We start from the raw sequence: 24010 nt of genomic DNA, 5'->3' as shown, positions 1-24010 counted from the left end.
GTTATCAAAAGCCTATAGAAGCAGGCATATTTCCCTGAACGGAACGGGAACCTCTGTCACTGCGACGGCAAAGCGTGGCAGTATGACAGGCAAGACGAATCACTGGAAATCCGCGCCTTATGGACGACAGCAACGACCTCTTCGGAAATCTCGACAAGCAGACGCCGCTTGCCTCGACGCGCCCGGCCGATCCGCTGGTGCAGGCAGCGGCCAAGCGCGCGCCGCAGCCGGCCAAGGACGGCAGCGAGGGCTATAGCGCGGCCGATATCGAGGTGCTGGAAGGGCTGGAGCCGGTACGCCGGCGTCCGGGCATGTATATCGGCGGCACGGACGAGAAGGCGCTGCACCACCTCTTTGCCGAAGTCATCGACAACTCGATGGACGAAGCCGTTGCCGGCCATGCGACCTTCATCGATGTCGAGCTTTCGGCTGACGGCTTTCTCACCGTCACCGACAATGGCCGCGGCATTCCGATCGACCCGCATCCGAAATACAAACGGCCGGCGCTCGAAGTCATCATGACGACGCTGCATTCGGGTGGCAAGTTCGACTCCAAGGTCTATGAGACCTCCGGCGGCCTGCATGGCGTCGGCGTTTCGGTGGTCAATGCGCTGTCCGACCATCTCGAGGTCGAGGTCGCACGCGGCCGTCAGCTTTACCGCCAGCGCTTTTCGCGTGGCAAGCCGCTCGGCGATCTGGAAGCGCTTGGCGAAGTCCACAACCGGCGCGGCACGAAAACCCGCTTTCATCCAGATCCGGATATCTTCGGCAAGGGTGCTGCCTTCGAGCCGGCTCGGCTCTACCGCATGGCCCGCTCAAAGGCCTATCTGTTCGGCGGCGTCGAGATCCGCTGGACCTGCGATCCGCTGCTGATCAAGGACAAGGATCCGACACCGGCCAAGTCCGTCCTGCATTTTCCCGGCGGCCTGAAGGACTATCTCAAGGCCTCGCTCGGCGACGATTTCCAGGTGACGCGTGAAATCTTTGCGGGCAAGAGCGACCGCCAGGGTGGCCACGGCTCGATGGAATGGGCTGTCACCTGGTACGGCGGCGACGGTTTCCTGAACTCCTATTGCAACACCATTCCGACAGGCGAAGGCGGCACCCACGAGACGGGTTTCCGCAACGTGCTGACGCGGGGCCTGCGCGCCTATGCCGAACTGACTGGCAACAAGCGCGCGGCGATCGTCACCAGCGAAGACGTGATGATCTCGGCCGCCGGCATGCTGTCGGTGTTCATCCGCGAGCCGGAATTCGTCGGCCAGACCAAGGACCGGCTGGCGACGATCGAGGCGCAGCGCCTCGTCGAAACCGCACTGCGCGATCCCTTCGACCATTGGCTCGCCGACAATCCGCAGGAAGCCTCCAAGCTGCTCGAATGGGTGATCGCGCGCGCCGACGAGCGTGTCCGCCGCCGCCAGGAAAAGGAAGTGTCGCGCAAGAGCGCGGTGCGCAAGCTGCGCCTCCCCGGCAAACTTGCTGATTGCACGCAGAACGCCGCTGCCGGCGCGGAACTCTTCATCGTCGAAGGCGATTCGGCTGGCGGCTCGGCCAAGCAGGCGCGCGACCGCGCTATGCAGGCTATTTTGCCGTTGCGCGGAAAAATCCTGAACGTCGCCAGCGCCGGCCACGACAAGCTGACGGCAAACCAGCAGATTTCCGACCTTATCCAGGCGCTGGGCTGCGGCACGCGTTCGAAATACCGCGACGAGGATTTGCGTTACGACCGCGTCATCATCATGACCGACGCCGACGTCGACGGAGCGCATATCGCCTCGCTGCTCATCACCTTCTTCTATCAGGAAATGCCGCAGCTCATTAGCGGCGGGCATCTCTACTTGGCGGTGCCGCCGCTCTATCGCATCAGCCAGGGCGGCAAGGTCGCCTATGCACGCGACGACGCCCATAAGGACGAGCTTCTGAAAACGGAGTTCACCGGGCGCGGCAAGATCGAGCTCGGCCGATTCAAGGGTCTCGGCGAAATGATGGCGAGCCAGCTCAAGGAAACGACGATGGATCCAAAGAAGCGCACGCTTCTGCGCGTCGATGTCGTGGACGATGCGGCGGCAACGAAATTGTCGGTCGAAGCGCTGATGGGTACCAAGCCCGAAGCGCGCTTCCGCTTCATCCAGGAACGCGCCGAATACGCGCAGGAACTGGATATCTGACCGACGGCTGTCGGGGATGCTCATGACCCGGCTGCGCCTCAAGGACTATCTGCCCAAGCCCGAGAACCTCCGCCCGACGCGCGCGGATTGGATTTTCGCCATTCGCACCACCGTAACAGGGCTGATTGCGCTGTCGATTGCCTTTGCGCTGCAACTGGAGCAGCCGCAATGGGCGATGATGACGGTGTTCATTGTTTCCCAGCCGGTCGCCGGCATGGTGCTGGCCAAGGGATTTTACCGCCTGCTCGGCACGCTGGCCGGGGCGCTTGCGGCCGTTGCCATCACGACGCTCACCGGATCGAGCCCCTGGCTTTTCGTGACAGTCCTGGCGCTGTGGATCGGGCTTTGCACGTTCACATCTTCGCTGCTGCGCAACCCCGAGGCCTATGGCGCAGTCCTTGCCGGCTACACCGCCGTCATCATCGGCATGCCGTCATTCGGGCATGAACACCTTGCCGTCGAGCTGGCAGTCGCCCGCAGCACGGAAATCATGCTCGGCATCGTCTGCGCTGGCATCGCCAGCCGCCTGTTTCTGCCACAACTGGCGCGCGACGCGATCATATCCCGGCTGAAGCGCTGCATCCTGGACCTCTCCGCCTACGCCAATGGTGCCTTTGCCGGGGGCGAAAAAGGGAAGCTGGATGCTCTGCACCGCAAGTTGATTGCCGACATACAGGCACTTGCCGAAATGCGCGCCTATGCGCGGCTCGAGGCGCCAAGCCTTGCCGCCCACGGCCATCCGGTGCGCCGAACGATCGGCCATCTTCTATCGGCCTTGTCGGCCACGCGCATGCTGCACGGCCATGCAGCACCGCTGAATGCCGCCCTGATGCCGGTTCGCAATGAGCTGAAGACCTTGCTCGGCGATTTGACGGCTTCCGGCTCAACCGCCCTCGCCGATACGAAGCCATGGATTGCGCGCCTCGATGCCATCGCGACCCAGGCACGGCCCATGCCGGAAGATTCTGCCGGCGAAGGAAGCGACAAGGTTGGTGCTGCGGCTCGTTTGACGATTGCCGGCGAATTCGCCGACTCTCTGAAAGAGACGCTGCGCGGGCTGGACGCGCTGCGCAGTCCCGCAACCGGCCGCGCGCGGGATCGGCGGCAGCCTGCCCTTGTCGTGCACCGCGACCGTCGCGCGGCACTGAGAAATGCCATCCGCGCGGGTGCTGCGACAATGCTGGTCATCGCGTTCTGGATGACGACGCGCTGGTCGGACGCCGCCGGTGTCGCCATTCTCGTTGCCGTCGTTTCGAGCCTCTTCGCAACACGCCCGGCGCCGGTTGAAAGCGCCCTGGAGTTCCTCAAGGGAACGCTTCTCGCCGCGCCGTTTGCTTTTCTGGTCGGGCAAGTCGCGCTACCCGCCTTGCCGGGTTTCGGCTGGTTCGTGCTTTTCGCGGCCCCGATTCTGATCGTGGCGGCACTGGGCATGGCAAACCGCCGGCATGTCGGCATTTCGACTGCCTTTGCCATCAATTTCCTGGCTTTTCTCAACCCGCACCAGATCATGGTCTATGCGCCGCAGGCGTTCTTCAACAGCACCGCTTCGATTCTCGTCGGCATACTGCTCGCCATGGCCGTGTTCGCCGTCGTTTTGCCGGCGAGACCGCAGGACACGGCCGCTCGGCTGATCAAGGCGATGCGCGACGATCTCGCACGGCTCTGCCTGCATGAGCGCCTGCCGAGGCGCTCGGCCTTCGAGAGCCTCGCCTATGATCGGATCAACCAGATTCTGCCGTTGGTTCAACGGCTTGGCCAGGCCGGCGAAACCGTTCTCGAAGGCAGTCTTGCGGCCATGACGGTAGGATTGGAAATCCTGCGGTTGCGCAAGCTGCAGATGGCAAATGGCATCTCGAACGAAGTCTCGGACCTGATAACCAAGTTCCTGCGGCAGTTCGCACGCGATGTGTTTCTGCCATTGCCCGGAAAACAATCTTTTGCGTCGTGGATCGACAGTGCCCGCCAAGCCGCGGCCGAAATGGCAGCCGGCAACAGCAACGCCGAAACTTTGCAGGCCGCAGCATCGCTACGCGTCATAGCGGCCGCGATCGAGGATTATCCGCAGTTTTTCCGCAAGGCAGCCGACTGACGAAGCGATCGTTCAGGCTGCGGCGATAGCCAGGGCATGCCCGCGCGCATTGTCCCGCAAGGCTTCGATGTGGATAGCCTTCAGCAGGCCAGCGAGATCGCCCGGCGCAGACGGCCCACCCAATTCCCTGAGCATCAGCCAACTTACTTCCTGGACGCCGGCCACGCGCTTGCCGTTGGCAACTTCGCGCCAGATCTTCAGCGCCCGCAGGATTACCTTGTGCGTCGATGCCGCAAGGCCCGCCTTGCGAAACAGCGCGGACAGCGCAACGTCATGTCCGCCGGCCAGCAGCGCCCTTATGCGTGTTTCCGCCTGCTCCGTCAGCGCCACGATCGCGGCGCCGAAGAAGTCCACCTTGCCATGGGCAATGGTGCGGATGAGAAAGCTAGCGGTAAGATCGCCGCGCAGGCGCAGATGCTCGATCAGTGCGGCAAATTCGTCGGCCTGCGTGTTCTCGATCAGCGTCAGGGATGCCTTGACGCAAGCGTCGCGCATGACGCGCTCGGCCCTTGCAGACCCCATCAGTGCGGCAACGAGCGGCGAGCGCTTCAACGCCTCGCCAACCTTGACCAGCAGCATATGGCGGCATTCGGACGGCAGGCGCGGATCGGCAATCAGCGCTTCGCGAACCAGAGCAAGATCGCCGTGACGCTCGGCCATCCGGCGGAAGCTGAGCGAGGCGATATCGGCGCCGCTGTTGGCGAGCAGCATCGCGCAAGCCTCAGGTTCGCCGACTTCGGCGATGGCGGCCGATATGGACATCGAGACAAACGGACGGTCGGCGATGAGCTTTTGCGTCGCCTTCTGGCCCGAAGCAACGCGGTCGATGAGATCGCTATCGGTCAGCAAAGGCGAGCGCGCGAGAACCAGCCCCGCAACTTCAGGCTGGTCATTGGCCAGAACGCTGATGACCTGCAAAGGCGCGTGATGGCTCATCGACAGGGCCTCGGCCATAGCCAGCCGAACCTTGGCCGAGGGATCGTCGAGCAGGAGCGTGAGTGCGGCCTCTGCGGCGCATCGATCCTCGAACGGCAATTCCTTCTGGACATACGCCCGCGCCAGCGCACTGGCCGCAGCTGCCCGGTCGGCGACCCGCGCCGTATCGATCCATTTCAGGAAATGCCCGACAATCATTCACGCCACTCGATTTTCCCACCGGAAGATTCTTCCAGCCCCGTAAATGACGTTAAGGAGAAATGGTTTACGAACGGTTCACCATGTCCGTTAACCTGCTTGCCGCGGATGCAGGCAGCGACTATCAAACCCACGCGCAATGGAGGATGTGATCATGGCGGGACAGTTTCTCAATGAATTCGTGGTCGGCCAGGTCATCCGCCATACGCTGACCAAGACTGTCACCGAGAGCGACAACATGCTGTTCTCGGTCATGACCCTCAACCCGCAGCCGCTGCATATCGACTTCGACTTCGCCGCCAAAAGCGAATGGGGCAAGCCGCTGGTGAACTCCCTGTTCACGCTCGGTCTGATGATCGGCATTTCCGTGCACGACACGACGCTCGGCACCACCGCCGGCAATCTCGGCATGACGGAAACGGTGTTTCCGCATCCGGTCTTTCATGGCGATACGATCCGGGTCGAGACCGAAATCCTCTCCGTACGCGAATCAAAATCGAAGCCCGATCGCGGCATCGTCGAATTCCAGCACCGTGCCTTCAACCAGCATGGCGCGCTGGTGGCGAAATGCACCCGCCAGGCGATGATGCTGAAGAAGGCTGCCGCCTGATGCGCTCGCTGCTGTTCGTTCCCGGCGATTCGGAAAAGAAGCTCGAAAAGGGATTTTCGTCGGAAGCCGATGTTGTCATCGTCGATCTCGAAGATTCTGTGTCGGCGCAGAACAAGATTGCGGCACGGCAAATTGCAGCTGATTTCATCCGAGGCAGGCAAGGCCAGGATGGTCCCATCGTCTATATCCGCGTCAACGATCTTTCGACCGGCTTGACCGACGACGATCTTTCGGCCCTCGTCCCGGCAAAGCCCGCAGGCATCATGCTGCCGAAATCCAACAACGGCGCCGATGTCCAGCTTCTGGCGGTCAAGCTGCGTGTCTATGAGGCGGAAAACAACCTGCCCGATGGCGGCATCGCCATCCTGCCGATCATCACCGAGACGGCAGCCGGCGTTCTGGCGGCGGCAAGCTATGCCGGCGCAAACGCACGCCTTGCCGGCCTGACCTGGGGCGCGGAGGATCTTTCTGCGGCTGTCGGGGCGCGCGCGACGCGCGACGAGCATGGCCGCTACACAGATGTCTTTCGCCTCGCCCGCGCCATGACGATCCTCGCGGCTTCCTCGGCCGATGTGGCCGCAATTGACACCGTGTTTCCGAATTTCCGCGACATGGATGCCTTCCGCACCGAATGCATCGAGGCCGAACGCGACGGTTTTACTGGCAAGATGGCGATCCATCCGGCGCAGGTGCCGGTCATCAACGAAGCCTTCACCCCCTCGCCCGAGGCGGTCGCGCATTCGCGAGTCGTGATCGAGGCATTCCAGGCCGCCGGCAATCCCGGCGTCGTCGCCATCGATGGCCAGATGTACGACATGCCGCATCTGCGCCGCGCCGAGCGGTTGCTGGCGCGTGCGCAGGCGGCCAAAATCGCGGTTTAATCTTTCTCCCAGCGCGGACGGCGCATGACGAAAGTCTCTGAGATCGCCGAATAATCCATATAGCCAAGCCGGCTAACATTTCCGGCCTTGACCATATCAAACAGACCGTCTGTCAGGAACGCATCATCGATGAAGATGCCAACCACCTCGCCAGCGACCACCACCGCGCCCGAATCGCTGCCATCGAGCACCTTCGGCCTGAAAATCTCGGTCACCTTGCATTCGAGCGCTGCCGGGACCCCGGCAACGCGCGGCGGCTTGATCATTTGCGACGGCACCATTTCCAGCCCAGCATAGTCGAACTCATTGGTGCCGCGTGGTGCGTTCACGCTTGTAAGATTCATCTTCTCGGCATGATCGCGCCCGACGAGATTGGCGACGAATTCGCCGGTTTCCGCCGTAAACGTAGCGCTGTCCTTCTCCCCGCCCGATGAAAACCAGACGAGGAAGGGATTGGCCGAAAACGCGTTGAAATAGGAATAAGGCGCGAGATTGAGCGAACCGTCGCGCCCGATCGACGAAATCCAGCCAATGGGGCGTGGTGCCACGATCGCCTTGAACGGATCATGCGGCAGGCCGTGCCCTTTCGACGGTTCGTAGAACAAGGCTCTCAGCCCTCCCAGGGACCGGAATAGTCGCCGTAGAGCGAGGCCACATCAGGCCGGGGCCGTTCCGGCACAGTGCCGTCGAACGATCCGATATGAATGAAACCGACGACGCGCTCATGCGGGGCAAGACCCAGAATTCGCCGCCCTTCCTCCGTGTCCGAATACCAGTTGGTGATCCAGTTGGTCTTGTAGCCGAGCGCATTGGCCGCGATGACGAGGTTCATGGCGGCCGCGCCTCCGGACAGGAACATCTCCCATTGCGGGATCTTCATGTTCTCCTTCGGGCTCGATACGACGCCGATGACCAACGGCGCACGCGAGAATCGCGCCAGCTCCTGATTGCGTCGGCTTTCCGTCAGCGGCCCTTCGCGCTTTTCCGCGAGTGCCGCCAGTTCTTCGCCGATGCGATGGCGTGCCTCGCCGCGATAGACGATGAAGCGCCACGGCTCCAGCCGGCCATGGTCTGGCACGCGCGAGGCTATACGAATCATCGTCTCGATCTCGGCGTCACCGGGCGCCGGTTCACGCAGTTCGGGTATGGGGGCCGAGCCCCTGCTCAACATGAAATCGATGATCGGTGAGGCCACGGCGTCATTCTCCTGATGTTGCTGGCTGAAGCGACCGGAGTGCAGACGGCGGCTTGGGCTGAATATGCCTTGAAATTGCCACCGCATTGGGCTTCAAAGCAAGCCATGCTCGCCGGTTTCCTCCGACCTTTCGCATTCATCTTTGGTGCCTCAGTGTTCACACTGGCATCCGGGCTTGCCATGGCACAGCAGGCAGACCCATTGAAGGGCGTGAAGCTTCCCGACCTGTCGAGCTACGCCTCCCCGCATAGCGGCCGATCGCTGGCGCAAGGCGAAGGCGGCCAACTCACTCTCGCCGCCAAACTGACCGAGGCGAGCGGTGACATCGGCCGCGGGCTGATCTGGCGCGTGTTCCGGCCGGAACCCGGCCCGGACGGCAAGCTGCCGCTGGTGGCCTCCGCCCAGGGCGGCACCAGCATGTTCCAGCTGGAGCCCGGCAGCTATCTCGTTCATGCCTCGTTCGGCCGCGCCGGGGCGACGAAGCGCATCACTGTCGGCCGCGAAGCAAAGCATGAAAGCCTCGTGCTCGATGCAGGCGGCCTGAAGCTCGATGCCGTGCTTGCCGGAGGCGTGCGCATTCCACCGGAAAAGCTGCGCTTCTCCATCTACGAAGCTGAGCCGGGAGCTGACGGCGACCGTGCGCTGATCATCCCCGATGTCAGCCCCAATTCCATCGTGCGGCTGAACGCCGGCGTCTATCACGTCGTTTCCACCTATGGCTCGGTCAATGCGGTGATTCGTTCCGACATCCGCGTCGAGGCCGGCAAGCTGACCGACGCGACCGTCGAACACCGTGCCGCCGAGCTGACATTGAAACTGGTGCGTGACGAAGGCGGCGAAGCGATCGCCGACACGTCATGGTCCGTTCTCACAGGATCAGGCGACCCGGTGCGCGAAAGTGTGGGCGCTTTCGCTTCGATGGTGCTGGCCGAAGGCGAATACACCATCGTCGCCAAGAATCGCGACCGCATCTACCAGCGCGATTTCACCGTCGTCGGCGGGCACAATCAGGATGTCGAGGTTCTGGCCAACGACGCCAATGCTGCCGACCCGAACGACGGGGCGGACTGATCCGTCAGTTCCCGCCAACAGTCAAATCTTCGGAATCATGAAAGGCGGGGCAAACACATGCCCCGCCTTTTTCGCATCGTTCAAATAGCCTTAGCCTTCTGCCAGCGCCCGCCGGCGATCCGGCGTGATCGCCTCCTCGGCCAGTGCCGCCACGGCGTCGTCCAGCGTCATCGATGTCTGGTCACGCGAGCCGAGCCGGCGGACGTTTACCGTCGCCTCTTCCGCTTCGCGCCTGCCGCAGACGAGGATGACCGGAACCTTGGCCAGCGAATGCTCGCGGACCTTGTAGTTGATCTTCTCATTGCGCAGGTCGGCTTCGGCCGACAGGCCGGCAGCCTTCAGCTTCTTGACCACGGACTGCGCATATTCGTCGGCGTCCGAGGTGATCGTCGCCACGACCACCTGCAGCGGCGCGAACCACAGCGGGAAATGGCCCGAATAGTTCTCGATCAGGATGCCGAGGAACCGCTCCATCGAGCCGCAGATGGCGCGGTGGATCATCACCGGCTGCTTCTTCTCCGAATCCGAGCCGATGTAGAAAGCGCCAAAGCGTTCCGGCAGGTTGAAATCGACCTGCGTGGTGCCGCATTGCCATTCGCGGCCGATGGCATCCTTCAGCACATATTCGAACTTCGGGCCGTAGAAGGCGCCCTCGCCCGGATTGATCGACGTCTTGATGCGATTGCCCGAGCGCGCCCTGATCGTCTCCAGCACATTGCCCATGATTTCCTCGGCATGATCCCATGCCTCGTCGGAACCGACACGCTTGTCCGGGCGTGTCGACAGCTTCACGCTGATCTCGTCGAAGCCGAAATCGGCGTAGGTCGTCAGGATCAGGTCGTTGATGCGCAGGCACTCGTCGGCAAGCTGCTCTTCGGTGCAGAAGATATGCGCATCATCCTGCGTGAAGCCTCGCACGCGCATCAGCCCATGCAGCGCGCCGGACGGCTCATAGCGGTGCACATTGCCGAATTCGGCAAGCTTTACCGGAAGATCGCGATAGGACTTCAGGCCGTGCTTGAATATCTGGACATGGCCCGGGCAGTTCATCGGCTTCAGCGCGAAGACGCGATCATCGTCGGTGTCGTCGCCGGCCACCGTGACCTTGAACATGGCATCGCGATACCAGCCCCAGTGACCCGACGTCTCCCAAAGCGACTTGTCGAGCACCTGCGGCGCGTTGACTTCCTGATAGCCCTGCGTGTCGAGGCGGCGGCGCATGTAGCTGACGAGGTTCTGGAACATCTTCCAGCCCTTGGCATGCCAGAAGACGACGCCCGGCCCCTCTTCCTGGAAATGGAACAGGTCCATTTCGCGGCCAAGGCGGCGATGGTCGCGCTTTTCGGCCTCTTCCAGCATGTGGATATACTGGTCGAGCTGCGCCTGGTCGGCCCAGGCCGTGCCATAGATGCGCGTCAGCATCGGGTTGTTGCTATCGCCGCGCCAATAAGCGCCGGCAACCTTCATCAGCTTGAAGGCCGAGCCAATCTGGCCAGTGGATGCCATATGCGGGCCGCGGCAAAGATCGAACCAGTCGCCCTGCGCATAGATCTTCAGGTCATCGCCTTCAGGAATGGCGTCGATCAGTTCGAGCTTGTAGGCCTCGCCCTTGTCGCGGAAAACCTGTTTTGCCCGGTCGCGTGACCACACTTCCTTGGTGAAAGGCTTGTTGCGGCCGATGATCTCGCGCATCTTCTTTTCGATGACGGGAAAATCCTCGGGCGTGAACGGCTCGTTGCGGGCAAAGTCGTAATAGAAACCGTTCTCGATCACCGGACCGATGGTGACCTGCGTTCCCGGCCAGATTTCCTGCACTGCTTCTGCCAGCACATGCGCCGTATCGTGGCGGATGAGTTCGAGCGCGCGCGGATCGTCGCGCAGCACGATCTCGACCTTGCCCGACTTGCCGAGCGGGTCGGAAAGATCACGCAGCGTGCCGTCGACGGCATAGGCCACGGCCTTCTTGGCGAGCGACTTCGAGATCGATTCGGCAAGTGCCGCACCAGTCATCGACGCGTCGTATTCGCGCACGGAGCCATCGGGAAATGTGAGGGAAACGTTAGACATGATATTCTCCTATCCAGTCCCGCAAACGAGCGCGGGTGGTTAAATTGCCGGATGCGTCCGGCAGCGACGGCCTTTTAGGGGGAGATTGCCGCGCCGTAAAGGCGAGAGCTCTCAGGTTTGCGTATCTTGCAGCATTTTTCCGATGCGCCAGTAGCGCCACGGCGTGAACCAGCGATACCGCGCCGTCAGCCGTTCGGGCACCCGGTCGATACCATGCGTGCCCCATGGGCCGCAGCGCATCACCCGGAAAAACCCCATCCAGCCGCCCGCCCACAGGCCGTGGCGGGCGATGGCCTCATGGGCATATTCCGAACAGGTCGGAAGGTGCCGGCAGGAATTGCCGACGAAGCCGGACAGCGTGAACTGGTAAAGGCGAATGAGCGACGTGCCGAAAACCCGGCCCGGCGTTTTGCGCCAGGGGCCGGGCCAGTTCCTGCCGCGCGCGACCCGGCCGGTCGCGCGCGCATGGTGGTGATCGTGGCTCATCCGCCTATTTCAACGCTCCATCAGCGCCGTAGATGTCGTTTCCCACGCTGTTTTGCAACTGTCCGCCATTTCGAGCCTCTGCTCCTGTGCAAGTCAGATGAGGCTGTCGTTGCGCGCAGGCCGCGCGGGCCGCTCCGGGTAACGCACTTCGACCGGATGCTCCTCGCGGCTCGGCCGATCGTGCCGGGAACGCAGCGGCATGGTCTGAAAAGTCAGGATGCGGATGACGTCGCCGAAGATGTTTGTAAGGTTCATGGCCGTAGCCTCCTTGTTGCGCAAGGATTAGACCGCGCCTGTACTTCGTCCTCAAACGAGTATAATTTCGCGCTTGGATAACTTGGGGTTATGCAATGAAACGCGGCCGGCTTCCGCTAACAGCTCTACGGAGCTTCGAAGTGGCAGGCCGATTGCTGAGCTTCAGCAAGGCGGCGGAAGAGCTTTTCGTATCGCAAGCCGCGATCAGCCGGCAAATTCGCGAACTTGAGCAGTTCACCGGCTATGCGCTGTTCGAGCGCCACCACCGCCGCGTCTCGCTAACCGAGAATGGCACGCGCCTGCTGGAACAGTTGACGACGAGCTTCGACAACATCGACCGGCGCCTGACCGAACTGCGCGAGGCGCTGCCGCATGAGACGGTGGCCGTCAGCGTCGAACCGTCCTTCGCGGGCACTTGGCTGGTCCCGCGGCTCAATATCTTCAGCCGTTTACGCCCCGATATCGATGTCTCGCTGAGCGTTGACCCACGCTTGATCGAATTCCGCAGTCACGAAGCGCAAATCGCGATCCGGTTCAGCGCGACCGAAACATCCTGGCCACGCACCGAATCCACGCGCCTGCTCGACATTTCGGTGGCGCCCGTCCTGTCTCCCGAGCTTCTTGCGTCGGGGCCGCCTCTCCTCACCCCCGGAGACCTTCGTCATCACAGCTTGCTGCACGACGAAAACCGCAACGGCTGGTCACGCTGGTTCGAGGAAGCGGGCATTCACGACATGGCGCCACAGCGCGGTCCGATTTTCACGGATTCCGCGCTCGCAACCCAGGCCGCCGTGCTGGGACACGGCATCGCGCTCGGCGATATCGCTTTGATCAGCCGGGACCTGCAGGCCAAGAGACTGGTGATGCCCTTCCCGATCGAGGTGCCCTATGGCGCCTACTGGCTCGTTGCGCCCGACTTCAAGGAACTGAGCGAGGCCGCGCAGGCTTTCGCGAGCTGGATTCAAGGGGAATTGAAAGCCGAGCAGGCGGGGTGACCCGATCAGGCCGCGTCGGCGTGTTTCTTCTCGATCTGGCCGATGGCGTCGACAACCGCGTCGAAGGTCAGCATGGTCGAGGCATGGCGGGCCTTGTAGTCGCGCACCGGCTCGAGATATTTCAGTTCGTCGAAACGACCCTCAGGCGACGCGCCGTTTTCCTTCAGCATCTTGCGCATGGTCTCGCGCACTTGGCGCAGTTCCTCGGCAGTAGCGCCGACGACATGGCGCGCCATGATCGAGGACGATGCCTGGCCGAGTGCACAGGCCTTCACGTCATGGGCGAAGTCGGTAACGATGCCGTTTTCCATCTTGAGGTCGATGGTAACGGTCGAGCCGCAAAGCTTGGAATGAGCGGTCGCGGTGGCGTCTGGATGATCGAGCCGGCCGATGCGGGCGATATTTCCGGCGAAGCCGAGAATTTTCGCATTGTAGACATCGTCAATCATTGTTTTCCAATCCGTCGCCGTTTCGCAGACAGCCTTTGCCGTTTGTACATCTTCCAATCGCCCGGCAAGCCCTTATATAATGCTGGTGTTCCGCTAACGGCAAGGCGACCAACAATGCTGAACCTACGGAACTCAAGTCACGCCGCTTTCGGGCCGGAATTTCCGAACTCCCGCAAAAAGGCTGTGGTCCGTTCAACTCGTCCCTCCTGTGAGAGGGGCTACGGGAGACATCCTTCATGGACGCCGTGATCAAGAAATTGATGCCGAAATCAGAATATCTCGACAAGCCGGAGACCAACAGGCCGTCTCAGGCCGAGGTCGAAGCCGCAGTGCTCACGCTTCTGCGCTGGACCGGCGACAATCCGGACCGCGAGGGTCTTAAGGACACGCCTAAGCGCGTCGCCAAGGCGTATCGCGAGATGTTCAACGGCTATGACATGTGCCCGGCGGAAGAGCTCGGCCGCACTTTCGAGGAAGTAGCCGGCTATGACGATCTCGTCCTGGTCAAGGACATCCAGTTCCATTCGCATTGCGAGCACCACATGGTGCCGATCATCGGCAAGGCCCATGTCGGCTATCTGCCGGATGGCAAGGTGGTTGGCCTGTCCAAGATCGCCCGCGTCGTCGATATCTTCGCTCATCGCCTGCAGACGCAGGAAGCGATGACGGCGCAGATTGCCGGCGTCATCCAGGAGGTGCTAAACCCGCGCGGCGTTGCCGTCATGATCGAAGCCGAGCATATGTGCATGGCCATGCGCGGCATTCGCAAGCAGGGTTCCACCACCCTCACCTCGACCTTTACCGGCGCTTTCAAGGACAGTCCCGAAGAGCAGGTCCGGTTCGTGACAATGGTGCGGAACGGCAGTTCCTCCTGATCAAAATCAGGTGATTGCCGGGTCCGCGAAAAAGGAGCCGGCAATGGCCCCCATCGCATTTGACGCTACATCGGACAAGAAGACGCTGGAGGAAGGCAAATCCTTCGCGCCGCGCTTCGATGCCAACGGCCTCGTGACCGCCGTGGTGACGGATGCCCGAGACGGCATGCTGCTCATGGTCGCGCATATGAATGCCGAAGCGCTCTCCCTGACACTGGAGACAGGCATCGCGCATTACTGGTCACGTTCGCGCAACGCGCTCTGGAAGAAGGGCGAAACCTCCGGAAACATGCAGCACGTCGCCGAGATCCGCACAGATTGTGATCAGGATGCAGTGTGGCTTCGCGTAAATGTGTTGGGCCACGATGCAACCTGTCATACCGGCCGGCGTTCGTGTTTTTACAGGACGGTGACTGCAAAAGACGGAGTTGCCATCCTAAGTGATGATGGCAGCAGGCCGCTGTTCGACGTTAAAAAGACATATCCAGACGCCAAGTGAACCGCTTAAACTTGAACCGTCGCATAGATTCACCTTTTCGATACGGCCCATGCCTATCATCGGGGTGGGACATGGGAGATTTCGATGCTCGAGTGGGCGTCACTACGCAATAGAGCCGATGTGCGGGAAGCCAATGGCCCCGCTTCGTCCGGCGGCATACAGGAACCGCAGCCCCAGAAGAAATCCGGCATCTCGCTGGCGCTTGGCGGCGGCGCAGCCCGCGGCTGGGCGCATATCGGCGTACTGAGGGCACTCGACGAGGCCGGCATCGAGATCGACATGATCGCCGGCACCTCGATCGGCGCACTCGTCGGCGGCTGTTATCTCGCCGGCAAACTCGACGAACTGGAAGATTTCGCGCGCAGCCTGACCAGGCGCCGCTTCTTCGGCCTGCTCGACCTTCATCTTGGCGGCAGCGGGTTGTTCGGCGGCATGAAGCTGACTGCGCGCATGCAGGAACATATGTCCGGCCTGCGCTTCGAGGATTTGCCGAAGCCTTTCGTCTGCGTTGCTGCTGAAATCAGCACCGGCCACGAAATCTGGCTGTCGAACGGCTCGCTCATCACGGCCATGCGCGCTTCCTATGCGCTCCCGGGCGTGTTCGAGCCGGTGGTCGCCAACAAGCGCATCCTCGTCGATGGCGCGCTGGTCAATCCGGTTCCGGTTTCCGTCTGCCGCGCCTATGAGCAGCCGCTCGTCGTCGCGGTCAATCTGCACTACGACCTTTACGGCCGTGCAGCCGTGATCAAGCACAACGCCGGCGAATTGGTGATCGAAAAAGACGTGCCCGCCGCCGGCCGGAAAAATGCCGACGCGCGCGCAAAAGAAACCCGTCTCGGCATCACTGGTGTCATGGTCGAGGCCTTCAACATCATCCAGGACCGCATCTCGCGGGCGAGACTCGCCGGCGACCCGCCGGATATGTCGATCCAGCCCAAGCTCGGCCATATCGGCCTGTCGGAGTTCCACCGCGCCGACGAAGCGATCCGCCTCGGCTATGAGGCAACCAAGGCGCATATCACAGAGCTCGAGCGGCTGCAGACCGTACTGGTGTAATCAGGCCGGCGCTGCATCGATGATGCGAAATTGCGCGGTCCTGTTGCCGTTCCAGTAGTTCGAGGACAGCGAGCCCGCGACATGCACCGTCCCGCCGCGGCTCTTGAACAGAAAATCTCCCAGAACCGTATCGAGAGCACGAAACGCTATCGCCTGTATGCGCCCGCCGCCATCCGAGCGAAGATCGACCCTGATATGCGATGACCCGACAAGCCGCGCATCGACGATCTTGTGGCGCGGCAGCACGAAGACCGGCGCGACATGGCCGGCACCGAACGGTCCCGCTCTTTCCAGCGTATCGAGCAGCGCGGTCGTTGCTCCGTCGGCTGCAAGTGCAGCGTCGATTGCCAGGCTTTCCTCGCCTTGCAGGCGAAATACGTCCGCTGCGGCGCGCTCCTCGAAAAACGCACGCAGTGCGCCGAGCTTTTCGCGCTCGACGGTGATGCCCGCCGCCATGGCGTGACCACCACCTTTGACGATAAGCCCGCGCTCGGCCGCCTCACGCACCAGTTTTCCCAGATCGAAGCCCGAGACCGAGCGTCCCGAGCCCGTGCCCACACCGTTGGGATTGAAGGCGATGGCAAAGGCCGGACGGCGCGCATGATCCTTCAAGCGCGAGGCAAGCAGCCCGACGATGCCGGGATGCCATTTCGGCCCGGCCGTCACGATCACCGCAGGGCCGGTGCCACCGGCGAGTTCGGCATCGGCCTCGGCGCGGGCCTCGGCGAGCATATCCTGCTCCATCGCCTGCCGTTCCTGGTTCAGCCGGTCCAGCGTTTCGGCGATCGTTCCCGCCTCGACCGGATCATCCGTCGCCAGAAGCCTGCTGCCGAGTGCGGCGTCGCCGATGCGCCCGCCGGCATTGATGCGCGGGCCGATCAGGAAGGCCAGATGGAAGGTGCCGATCGGCTCGCCGATGCGCGAAACGCGCGCCAGCGCTGCGATTCCGACGTTCTTCTGCTGGCGGATGGCGAGCAGTCCTTTCACCACGAAAGCGCGGTTCACCCCGGTCAGCGGCACCACATCGCAGACGGTCGCCAGCGCCACCAGATCGAGCATCGAAAGAAGATCGGGCGGAGGAGTGTCGAGATTCCTCCCGCGCAATACCTTTGCCGTCTGGACAAGCGCCAGAAACACCACGCCCGCCGCGCAGAGATGTCCCTGTCCGGAAAGATCGTCGTCGCGGTTCGGATTGACGATGGCGCTCGCCACCGGCAACGGCCCGCCGACCTGATGGTGATCGAGGACGACGACATCGGCGCCGGCCTCGCGCGCGGCATCGATGGAGGCCGCACTGTTGGTGCCGCAATCGACGGTGACGATCAGCCGTGCACCACGCGACACGAGTTCGCGCATCGCCTCAGGATTCGGGCCGTAACCCTCGAAAATCCTGTCGGGAATGTAGATTTCGGCCTCGATGCCGTAATGGGCAAGAAATCGCTTCAGAAGCGCCGAGGATGCAGCCCCATCGACATCGTAGTCGCCGAAGATCGCTACCTTCTCACGCCGCACGACGGCGGCGGCGATGCGTTCGGCCGCCGCTTCCATGTCCGTCAGCGAGGCTGGATCGGGCAGAAGATCGCGGATGGTCGGGTCGAGAAAGCGCTCGGTATCCTCGGCAAGAACGCCACGCCCGGCGAGCACCCGCGCCACGATGTCGGGCACGCCGTGACCTTGCGCGATGGCAAGTGCTGCCATCTCCTGGCGCTCGCTCAGCCGATGCTCCCAGGCAAGCCCGGTCGCGGAGCGCTTGACGCCCAGAAAGTAGCGCCTTTGCGCAGTCATGCCCGCGATCGACCTATCGTCCATCGATGCACGATAGGCGATCGCCCGCGAAAACCAAGCTCAGCAAGGGTAAGTCGGCCAACAGTCCTCAGAATTTATCGAGATCCTGATGGCGCGCCTTGATCTCACGCACGGTCTTCGACGAGGACCGGAGCACGATCGTGTCGGTGGTGATCGAATTGCGGCCGAATTTCACGCCGGCAAGCATGTTGCCATCAGTCACGCCGGTGGCAGCGAAAAGCACGTCGCCGCGCGCCATTTCCTCGATGCGATAGACTTTTTCGGGGTCCGAAATGCCCATCTTGGCAGCGCGCGCCACCTTTTCCGGTGTATCGAGGATAAGACGGCCCAGCATCTGGCCGCCGGTGCACCGAAGTGCCGCGGCAGCGAGAACGCCTTCCGGTGCGCCTCCGGTGCCGAGATAGATATCGATGCCGGTCTCGTCCGGGTCGGTGGTGTGGATGACGCCGGCAACGTCGCCGTCGCCGATCAGGCGGATGGCAGCACCGGTGTTACGCACCGCTTCGATCAACTTGGCATGGCGCGGACGGTCGAGAATGCAGGCGGTGACTTCCGAAATCGGAACGCCCTTGGCCTTGGCCACGCTCTTGATGTTTTCCTCGGGCGTCGCGTCGATATCGATAACGCCCTCAGGATAGCCGGGGCCGACGGCGATCTTGTCCATATAGACGTCAGGCGCAAACAGCAGGCTGCCCTTTTCGGCAATGGCGATGACGGCCAACGCATTTGGCAGGTTCTTGGCGCAGATTGTCGTGCCTTCCAGCGGATCGAGCGCGATATCGACTTCCGGGCCGTCGCCTGAACCAACTTCCTCGCCGATATAGAGCATCGGGGCTTCGTCGCGCTCACCTTCGCCGATGACGACGGTGCCCTTGATCGCAAGGCGGTTCAATTCGGCGCGCATGGCGTCGACCGCAACCTGGTCGGCGGCCTTTTCATCACCCCTGCCCCGAAGCCGTGCAGCCGCTACCGCGGCGCGCTCCGTTACGCGGACGAGTTCCATGGTGAGGATCCGGTCGAGACCGGCGACAACGCTTTTCGCCATAGTTTGAGTATTCCCGTGTTCTTGATCTTGATACGCCCGGGACCGGGCAGCCGGACCCTTGTGTCAAAGTGAAATGACAAGGGCAAGACCTGTCGGCGCCGTTCTTGCCGAACGGGGAAACATCAATCGATTAAGCTAAGTGGAAGCAATGCAGAGCCTGTCTGATAACTCGCTCTGCCGAGTCGAATGGCGTGGTTTTCGAGAACCGGAGCGGAGCGGACGTTCTGGTCCGTGAGCACCGGAAGCGCAGAAGACTGCGTCAGTCGGCCGGCAGAGTAGAGTTAGCGGGCAGGCTCTTAGCCGGCCCGCTCGATGCGGATCACCTGCGGCTTGTCGGTCAGGTGACCGTCCTTGGTGATGCCATCGACGGCCTTGCGAACGGCGGCTTCCGTCGTCTCGTGGGTGACGAGGATAACCGTCTTCGACGCATTTTCTTCGGTGCCGACCGCGTGCTGGACAATCGATTCGAGCGAAATGTCGTTGTCGGCCATGCGTTTGGCGACGGCGGCAAACACGCCGACGCGGTCATGCACGGTGAGGCGAATGAAATAGCCGCCCTCATGCGCGCGCATCTTGGCGCGTTTGTAGGGTTTCAACTCCTTGGCCGGACGGCCGAAGACCGGGCCGTGCTGGAAGCCAGGGCGGCTCTTGGCGATGTCAGCTATGTCGCCGATCACGGCCGATGCCGTGGCGTTGCCACCCGCACCGGGGCCGGACAGCAGAAGCTCGCCCAATATGTCAGTCTCGACGGCAACGGCATTGGTCACGCCATGAACCTGCGCGATCACCGAAGCGGTCGGCACCATGGTCGGGTGCACGCGTTGCTCGATGCCACTATCCGTCTGCTGGGCAACGCCGAGAAGCTTGATGCGGTACCCGAGTTCACCGGCTGCGCGGATATCGGCCTGCGAAATGTTGCTGATGCCTTCCATGTAGATGTCATCGGCGGAAATCTTGCAGCCGAAGGCCAGGCTGGTCAGGATCGACAGCTTGTGCGCAGTGTCGTTGCCCTCGATGTCGAAGGTTGGATCGGCTTCGGCATAGCCGAGGCGCTGCGCATCCTTCAGACAGTCTTCGAAGGACAGGCCCTCGGCCTCCATGCGCGTCAGGATGTAGTTGCAGGTGCCGTTGAGGATGCCGAACACGCGCGTCACGCTGTTGCCGGCCATCGCCTCGCGCATGGTCTTGATGATCGGGATACCGCCGGCGACCGCCGCTTCGTAGTTCAGCAGAACGCCCTTCTTCTCGGCGATCTCGGCCAATGAGACGCCATGCTTGGCAAGCAGCGCCTTGTTGGCGGTCACGACGTGCTTCCCGGCTTCGAGTGCTGCCTTGACGCAGGCGCGCGCCGGTCCCTCGTCACCGCCGATCAGCTCGACGAAGACGTCGATATCGGCGCTCTTGGCCAGTTCCACCGGATCATCGAACCATTTGGCGGCTGCAACATCGACACCCCGGTTGCGCGAACGATCACGCGCGGAAACTGCGGTCACCACCAGCTGGCGTCCGCACTGGCGGGTGAGTTCGGAAGCCTTCTCCGACAGAACACGCACGACAGATGCGCCGACCGTGCCGAGCCCGGCTATTCCAATACGCAAAGCTTCGGCCATGATGGCAGCGCCCCTCTTCTCGGTCATTCTGGATGGTTGGCAGCGACGGCTCAGCGATGCGCCGACAGCGGTACCACATTGTTGGGCTGCTTGGCGGTCGTCGCCAGAAAGCGCTTGATGTTACGGGCGGCCTGACGAATGCGATGCTCGTTTTCGACCAGTGCAAGGCGCACATAGTCGTCGCCATGCTCGCCGAAGCCGACACCCGGCGCTACCGCCACGTCGGCATGCTCGATGAGCAGCTTGGAGAACTCGAGCGAACCGAGCTGCTTGAATTGCTCGGGGATCGGCGCCCAGGCAAACATCGTCGCAGCCGGCGCCGGGATTTCCCAGCCGGCGCGGCCAAAGGCATCGACCATAACGTCGCGGCGCTTGTGATAGACCTCGCGCACTTCGGCGATGTCGGCACCGTCGCCATTGAGGGCGGAGGTTGCCGCGACCTGGATGGGCGTGAAGGCGCCGTAGTCGAGATAGGATTTGACGCGCGTCAGCGCCGAGATCAACCGCTCATTGCCGACGGCAAAGCCCATGCGCCAGCCCGGCATCGAGAATGTCTTCGACATGGACGTGAACTCGACGGTGACGTCGATCGCGCCCGGCACCTGCAGGACTGACGGCGGCGGATTGCCGTCGAAGTAGATCTCGGAATAGGCCAGGTCCGACAGGATGATGATGTCGTTCTTCTTCGCGAAGGCCACCACGTCCTTGTAGAAGTCCAGCGTGGCGACATGGGCCGTCGGGTTCGACGGATAATTGAGGATCAACGCCAGCGGCTTCGGGATCGAATGGCGCACACCGCGCTCGAGCGCCGGGATAAAGCTGTCGTCCGGCTTTGCCTGCAGCGAGCGGATGACGCCGCCCGACATGATGAAGCCGAAGGCATGGATCGGATAGGTCGGGTCCGGGCACAGCACGACATCGCCAGGTGCTGTAATCGCCTGCGCCATATTGGCGAAGCCTTCCTTGGAACCGAGCGTGGCAACGACCTGAGTGTCCGCATTCAGCTTCACGCCGAAACGGCGGGCATAATAATTAGCCTGAGCGCGGCGCAGGCCCGGAATGCCGCGCGAGGAAGAATAGCGGTGGGTGCGCGGGTCGCGCACCACTTCGCACAGCTTGTCGACAATTGCGGTCGGGGTGGGCAGGTCGGGATTGCCCATGCCGAGATCGATGATATCGGCGCCGCGCGAACGGGCGCTGGCCTTCAGCCGGTTGACCTGCTCGAAGACATAAGGCGGAAGCCGGCGAATCTTGTGAAACTCTTCCATGACAAATCCAGCAAAGTGGCCATCAAACGTGACGCGCGTATATACCCAATCACAGGGCGGGTCGAGGTATCAGTTGCCTTCGATCTCGGCCAGGGTTTCCTGTGCGTGCGTGGCGGCGATCTTCTTCAATCGAGGCTGGTCGTTGGGCACGCTGCCCGTGCCGGCGGCTGCCTGCGACCCTTGCGCCGACTTCAGCTCGGAAAGCTTCGCCGTCTTCTGGTCCGCCGTGAATTGCTGGTTCGCGACTTTCGGCGGAATGTTCAGGTTTGGAAATGTGCCGGTGTCGTTGGCCTGACCGGAGGAAAGGCCAGAAGGCTTTGCCGTCGATACCGGAACGCCCTCGTCGATGCTGGTGCAGGCCGACAACTGCAATGCCGCCAGCGCGATGCCGGCGCCCGCAAGCACCACCCGCAACCTGGAAAAAATGCCGCCGCGATCAAGCTCTGTCATATTATTTCCTCTGCGACCCTATTACACGAAGAAGGGTCGTTGTTGGACCTCTTTCGACGTCCCATGATAACATGTCAAGAATACGCCTTGGAGGATGTGCCCGAACCATGTCGAAGACAGCCGATTCTGGCAAGACAGACGCCGATCCGACACCCTCCGTCGAGCAATATCTCGTCAAGGACCCGGAGCGTTTCGCGCTGAACCTCGCCCGGATGGTCGAGCAGGCGGGCAAGGCTGCCTCGGCATGGGCCGAGCCGCGCGAAAAGGGCGAGATTCGCGACAGCGTGGCTGAGCCGATGGCCGACATGGTCAAGACCTTCTCCAAGCTCACCGAATACTGGCTTTCCGACCCGTCGCGCGCGCTTGAAGCCCAGACGCGTCTCTTTTCCGGTTACATGAACGTCTGGTCGAACGCGATCCAGCGCGCCGGCGCCGGGGAACGTGCCGAGGAAGGCATCAAGCCGGAAAAGGGCGACAAACGCTTCCAGGACCCGGAATGGGCCAAGAACGCCTTCTTCGACTTTCTCAAGCAGACCTATCTCGTCACATCGCGCTGGGCGAATGATCTTGTCGAACACGCCGACGGGCTGGACGAGCACACCCGCCACAAGGCCAGCTTCTACGTAAAGCAGGTTTCCAACGCGATCTCGCCCTCGAACTTCATCCTCACCAATCCGGAGCTTTTCCGCGAAACGGTGATGAGCAACGGCGAAAACCTCGTGCGCGGCATGAAGATGCTGGCCGAGGATATCGTTGCCGGCAAGGGCGATCTGAAGCTTCGGCAGGCCGATTACTCGCAGTTCGAGATCGGCCGCAACATGGCGATGACGCCGGGCAAGGTCGTCGGACGCAGCGACGTCGCGGAAATCATCCAGTATGAACCGGCAACCGAAAAGGTTCTGAAACGGCCTCTGCTGATCTGCCCGCCATGGATCAACAAATTCTACATACTCGACCTCAACCCGCAGAAATCCTTCATCCGCTGGGCCGTCGAGCAGGGCCACACCGTCTTCGTCATCTCCTGGATCAACCCGGACGAACGCCACGGCCTGAAAGGTTGGGAAGCCTATATTCGCGAAGGCCTGCAATATGGGCTCGATACGATAGAAGCTGCGACGGGCGAAAAAGAGGTCAATGCGATCGGCTACTGCGTCGGCGGAACGCTGTTGGCTGCGGCGCTCGCACTGCTCGCGCAAGAGGGCGACAACCGAATCCAGTCGGTCACCTTCTTCACCACCCAGGTCGATTTCACATTCGCCGGCGACCTGAAGGTGTTCGTCGACGAAGACCAGATCGCCGCGCTCGAGCGCTCGATGAACGGCAAGGGCTATCTCGACGGAACCAAGATGGCGACGGCATTCAACATGCTGCGCTCCGGTGACCTGATCTGGCCATATGTCGTCAACAATTACATGCGCGGCAAGGATCCCCTGCCCTTCGACCTGCTCTACTGGAACGCCGATTCGACCCGCATGGCTGCCGCCAACCATTCGTTCTACCTGCGCAACTGCTATCTCGAAAACAATCTCTCGCAGGGCCGCACGGAACTCGCCGGCCGCACCATCTCGCTGGGCGACATAACGATTCCCGTCTACAATCTCGCGTCGCGCGAAGATCACATCGCACCCGCACTTTCGGTCTTTCTCGGCTGTCAATATTTCAGCGGACCGGTGGAGTATGTGATGGCCGGATCGGGCCATATCGCCGGCGTGGTCAACCCGCCTGCGGCCAACAAATACCAATACTGGACCGGCGGTAAACCAACGGGAAAATTCGACCAGTGGATCGAGAAAGCCAAGGAAAACCAGGGATCCTGGTGGCCGCATTGGCAAAACTGGGTCGCCGAGAAAAACCCTGCACAGGTGCCGGCAAGAATACCCGGCGAACACACAAAGACTCTCGGCGATGCACCGGGCAGCTATGTGAAGGTGCGTGTGTAACACACTGTAATGTGCGGTGAGTTGACCTCTTGGTCAAAGCGGGCGAAATGGTGGCCCGGCA

At 62.0% G+C, this 24010-nt stretch carries 22 protein-coding genes; 10 read left to right on the top strand and 12 right to left on the bottom strand.

Annotated elements, in window-relative coordinates; translation table 11 throughout:
* The first annotated feature begins 119 nt into the window (after positions 1-119).
* Together parE and BM413_RS21370 are read left to right on the top strand one after the other, a co-directional pair.
* Entirely contained in the window at positions 120-2168 is a 2049-nt protein-coding gene (gene parE, locus BM413_RS21375) for a DNA topoisomerase IV subunit B (protein WP_091916712.1), read from the top strand.
* A 22-nt stretch (positions 2169-2190) separates the two neighbouring features.
* Positions 2191-4257, top strand: a complete 2067-nt coding sequence (locus BM413_RS21370) for an FUSC family protein (protein ID WP_091916857.1) — start codon at positions 2191-2193, stop codon at positions 4255-4257.
* A gap of 12 nt (positions 4258-4269) precedes the next feature.
* Here BM413_RS21370 and BM413_RS21365 read toward each other — a convergent pair whose 3' ends face one another.
* Positions 4270-5391 carry a DUF2336 domain-containing protein gene (locus tag BM413_RS21365; protein WP_091916711.1) on the bottom strand — a complete coding sequence of 374 codons (1122 nt, stop codon included), beginning with the start codon at positions 5389-5391 and terminating at the stop codon, positions 4270-4272.
* A 154-nt stretch (positions 5392-5545) separates the two neighbouring features.
* Between BM413_RS21365 and BM413_RS21360 the strand changes: the two genes are divergently transcribed.
* Positions 5546-6001 (top strand): MaoC family dehydratase, encoded by a 456-nt coding sequence (locus BM413_RS21360; RefSeq protein WP_091916710.1) that lies wholly within the window; start codon positions 5546-5548, stop codon positions 5999-6001.
* Entirely contained in the window at positions 6001-6882 is an 882-nt protein-coding gene (locus BM413_RS21355; protein WP_091916709.1) for an HpcH/HpaI aldolase/citrate lyase family protein, read from the top strand. The genes BM413_RS21360 and BM413_RS21355 overlap by 1 nt, the downstream gene beginning before the upstream one ends.
* Here the strand turns inward: BM413_RS21355 and BM413_RS21350 are convergent.
* Both BM413_RS21350 and BM413_RS21345 read right to left on the bottom strand, forming a co-directional pair.
* The gene (locus BM413_RS21350) at positions 6879-7487 is read right to left on the bottom strand and encodes a flavin reductase family protein (RefSeq protein WP_091916707.1); all 609 of its coding nucleotides are present in this window, start codon (positions 7485-7487) and stop codon (positions 6879-6881) included. The two genes, BM413_RS21355 and BM413_RS21350, sit on opposite strands and share 4 nt — an antisense overlap.
* Before the next feature lie 5 nt (positions 7488-7492).
* The gene (locus tag BM413_RS21345; protein WP_091916705.1) at positions 7493-8077 is read right to left on the bottom strand and encodes a nitroreductase family protein; all 585 of its coding nucleotides are present in this window, start codon (positions 8075-8077) and stop codon (positions 7493-7495) included.
* A 105-nt stretch (positions 8078-8182) separates the two neighbouring features.
* Between BM413_RS21345 and BM413_RS21340 the strand changes: the two genes are divergently transcribed.
* Positions 8183-9148 carry a hypothetical protein gene (locus BM413_RS21340; protein WP_091916855.1) on the top strand — a complete coding sequence of 322 codons (966 nt, stop codon included), beginning with the start codon at positions 8183-8185 and terminating at the stop codon, positions 9146-9148.
* 90 nt (positions 9149-9238) lie between these two features.
* On the opposite strand, the gene thrS is transcribed toward BM413_RS21340, so the two are convergent.
* The 3 genes from thrS to BM413_RS33205 all read right to left on the bottom strand — a co-directional run bounded on the left by thrS (position 9239) and on the right by BM413_RS33205 (position 11956).
* Positions 9239-11215, bottom strand: a complete 1977-nt coding sequence (gene thrS, locus BM413_RS21335; RefSeq protein WP_175544390.1) for a threonine--tRNA ligase — start codon at positions 11213-11215, stop codon at positions 9239-9241.
* Positions 11216-11326: 111 nt separating this feature from the next.
* Entirely contained in the window at positions 11327-11701 is a 375-nt protein-coding gene (gene yidD, locus BM413_RS21330) for a membrane protein insertion efficiency factor YidD (RefSeq protein ID WP_091916701.1), read from the bottom strand.
* Positions 11702-11794: 93 nt separating this feature from the next.
* Positions 11795-11956 (bottom strand): hypothetical protein, encoded by a 162-nt coding sequence (locus BM413_RS33205; RefSeq protein WP_162931628.1) that lies wholly within the window; start codon positions 11954-11956, stop codon positions 11795-11797.
* Between the two features lie 95 nt (positions 11957-12051).
* On the opposite strand from BM413_RS33205, the gene BM413_RS21320 reads away from it, so the two are divergent.
* Entirely contained in the window at positions 12052-12951 is a 900-nt protein-coding gene (locus BM413_RS21320; RefSeq protein ID WP_091916698.1) for a LysR substrate-binding domain-containing protein, read from the top strand.
* A 5-nt stretch (positions 12952-12956) separates the two neighbouring features.
* On the opposite strand, the gene BM413_RS21315 is transcribed toward BM413_RS21320, so the two are convergent.
* On the bottom strand, positions 12957-13400 hold the full coding sequence (locus tag BM413_RS21315) for an iron-sulfur cluster assembly scaffold protein (RefSeq protein WP_091916696.1): 444 nt from the start codon (positions 13398-13400) through the stop codon (positions 12957-12959).
* A 236-nt stretch (positions 13401-13636) separates the two neighbouring features.
* On the opposite strand from BM413_RS21315, the gene folE reads away from it, so the two are divergent.
* From folE to BM413_RS21300, 3 genes are all read left to right on the top strand, one after another.
* Positions 13637-14275, top strand: a complete 639-nt coding sequence (gene folE / locus BM413_RS21310) for a GTP cyclohydrolase I FolE (protein ID WP_091916694.1) — start codon at positions 13637-13639, stop codon at positions 14273-14275.
* 43 nt (positions 14276-14318) lie between these two features.
* Positions 14319-14774, top strand: coding sequence for a phosphoribosyl-AMP cyclohydrolase (hisI, locus tag BM413_RS21305; protein ID WP_091916693.1), 456 nt, complete (start codon positions 14319-14321; stop codon positions 14772-14774).
* Between the two features lie 84 nt (positions 14775-14858).
* Positions 14859-15830, top strand: coding sequence for a patatin family protein (locus BM413_RS21300; RefSeq protein ID WP_091916691.1), 972 nt, complete (start codon positions 14859-14861; stop codon positions 15828-15830).
* Here the strand turns inward: BM413_RS21300 and recJ are convergent, their stop codons facing one another.
* The 5 genes from recJ to BM413_RS21275 form a co-directional block, all read right to left on the bottom strand.
* A complete protein-coding gene (gene recJ / locus BM413_RS21295) occupies positions 15831-17615 on the bottom strand; it encodes a single-stranded-DNA-specific exonuclease RecJ (RefSeq protein ID WP_091916853.1) in 1785 nt (594 codons plus the stop codon).
* 88 nt (positions 17616-17703) lie between these two features.
* Positions 17704-18681: a class II fructose-bisphosphatase gene (glpX, locus tag BM413_RS21290; RefSeq protein WP_091916689.1), complete on the bottom strand. Its 978-nt coding sequence runs from the start codon at positions 18679-18681 to the stop codon at positions 17704-17706.
* Between the two features lie 296 nt (positions 18682-18977).
* Complete coding sequence (locus tag BM413_RS21285; RefSeq protein WP_091916851.1) at positions 18978-20291, bottom strand: homoserine dehydrogenase; 1314 nt, start codon at positions 20289-20291, stop codon at positions 18978-18980.
* A 50-nt stretch (positions 20292-20341) separates the two neighbouring features.
* Positions 20342-21559: an LL-diaminopimelate aminotransferase gene (locus BM413_RS21280; protein WP_091916687.1), complete on the bottom strand. Its 1218-nt coding sequence runs from the start codon at positions 21557-21559 to the stop codon at positions 20342-20344.
* A gap of 69 nt (positions 21560-21628) precedes the next feature.
* Entirely contained in the window at positions 21629-22009 is a 381-nt protein-coding gene (locus tag BM413_RS21275) for a hypothetical protein (RefSeq protein WP_091916685.1), read from the bottom strand.
* Between the two features lie 107 nt (positions 22010-22116).
* Here BM413_RS21275 and phaC point away from each other — a divergent pair, with 107 nt between their 5' ends.
* Positions 22117-23949, top strand: a complete 1833-nt coding sequence (phaC, locus tag BM413_RS21270; protein WP_091916683.1) for a PHA/PHB synthase family protein — start codon at positions 22117-22119, stop codon at positions 23947-23949.
* Positions 23950-24010: the final 61 nt, after the last annotated feature.

The organism is Mesorhizobium sp. YR577 (assembly GCF_900116595.1).
Taxonomy (GTDB): Bacteria; Pseudomonadota; Alphaproteobacteria; order Rhizobiales; family Rhizobiaceae; genus Mesorhizobium_M.
This window is presented reverse-complemented; position numbering and strand designations above follow the sequence as displayed.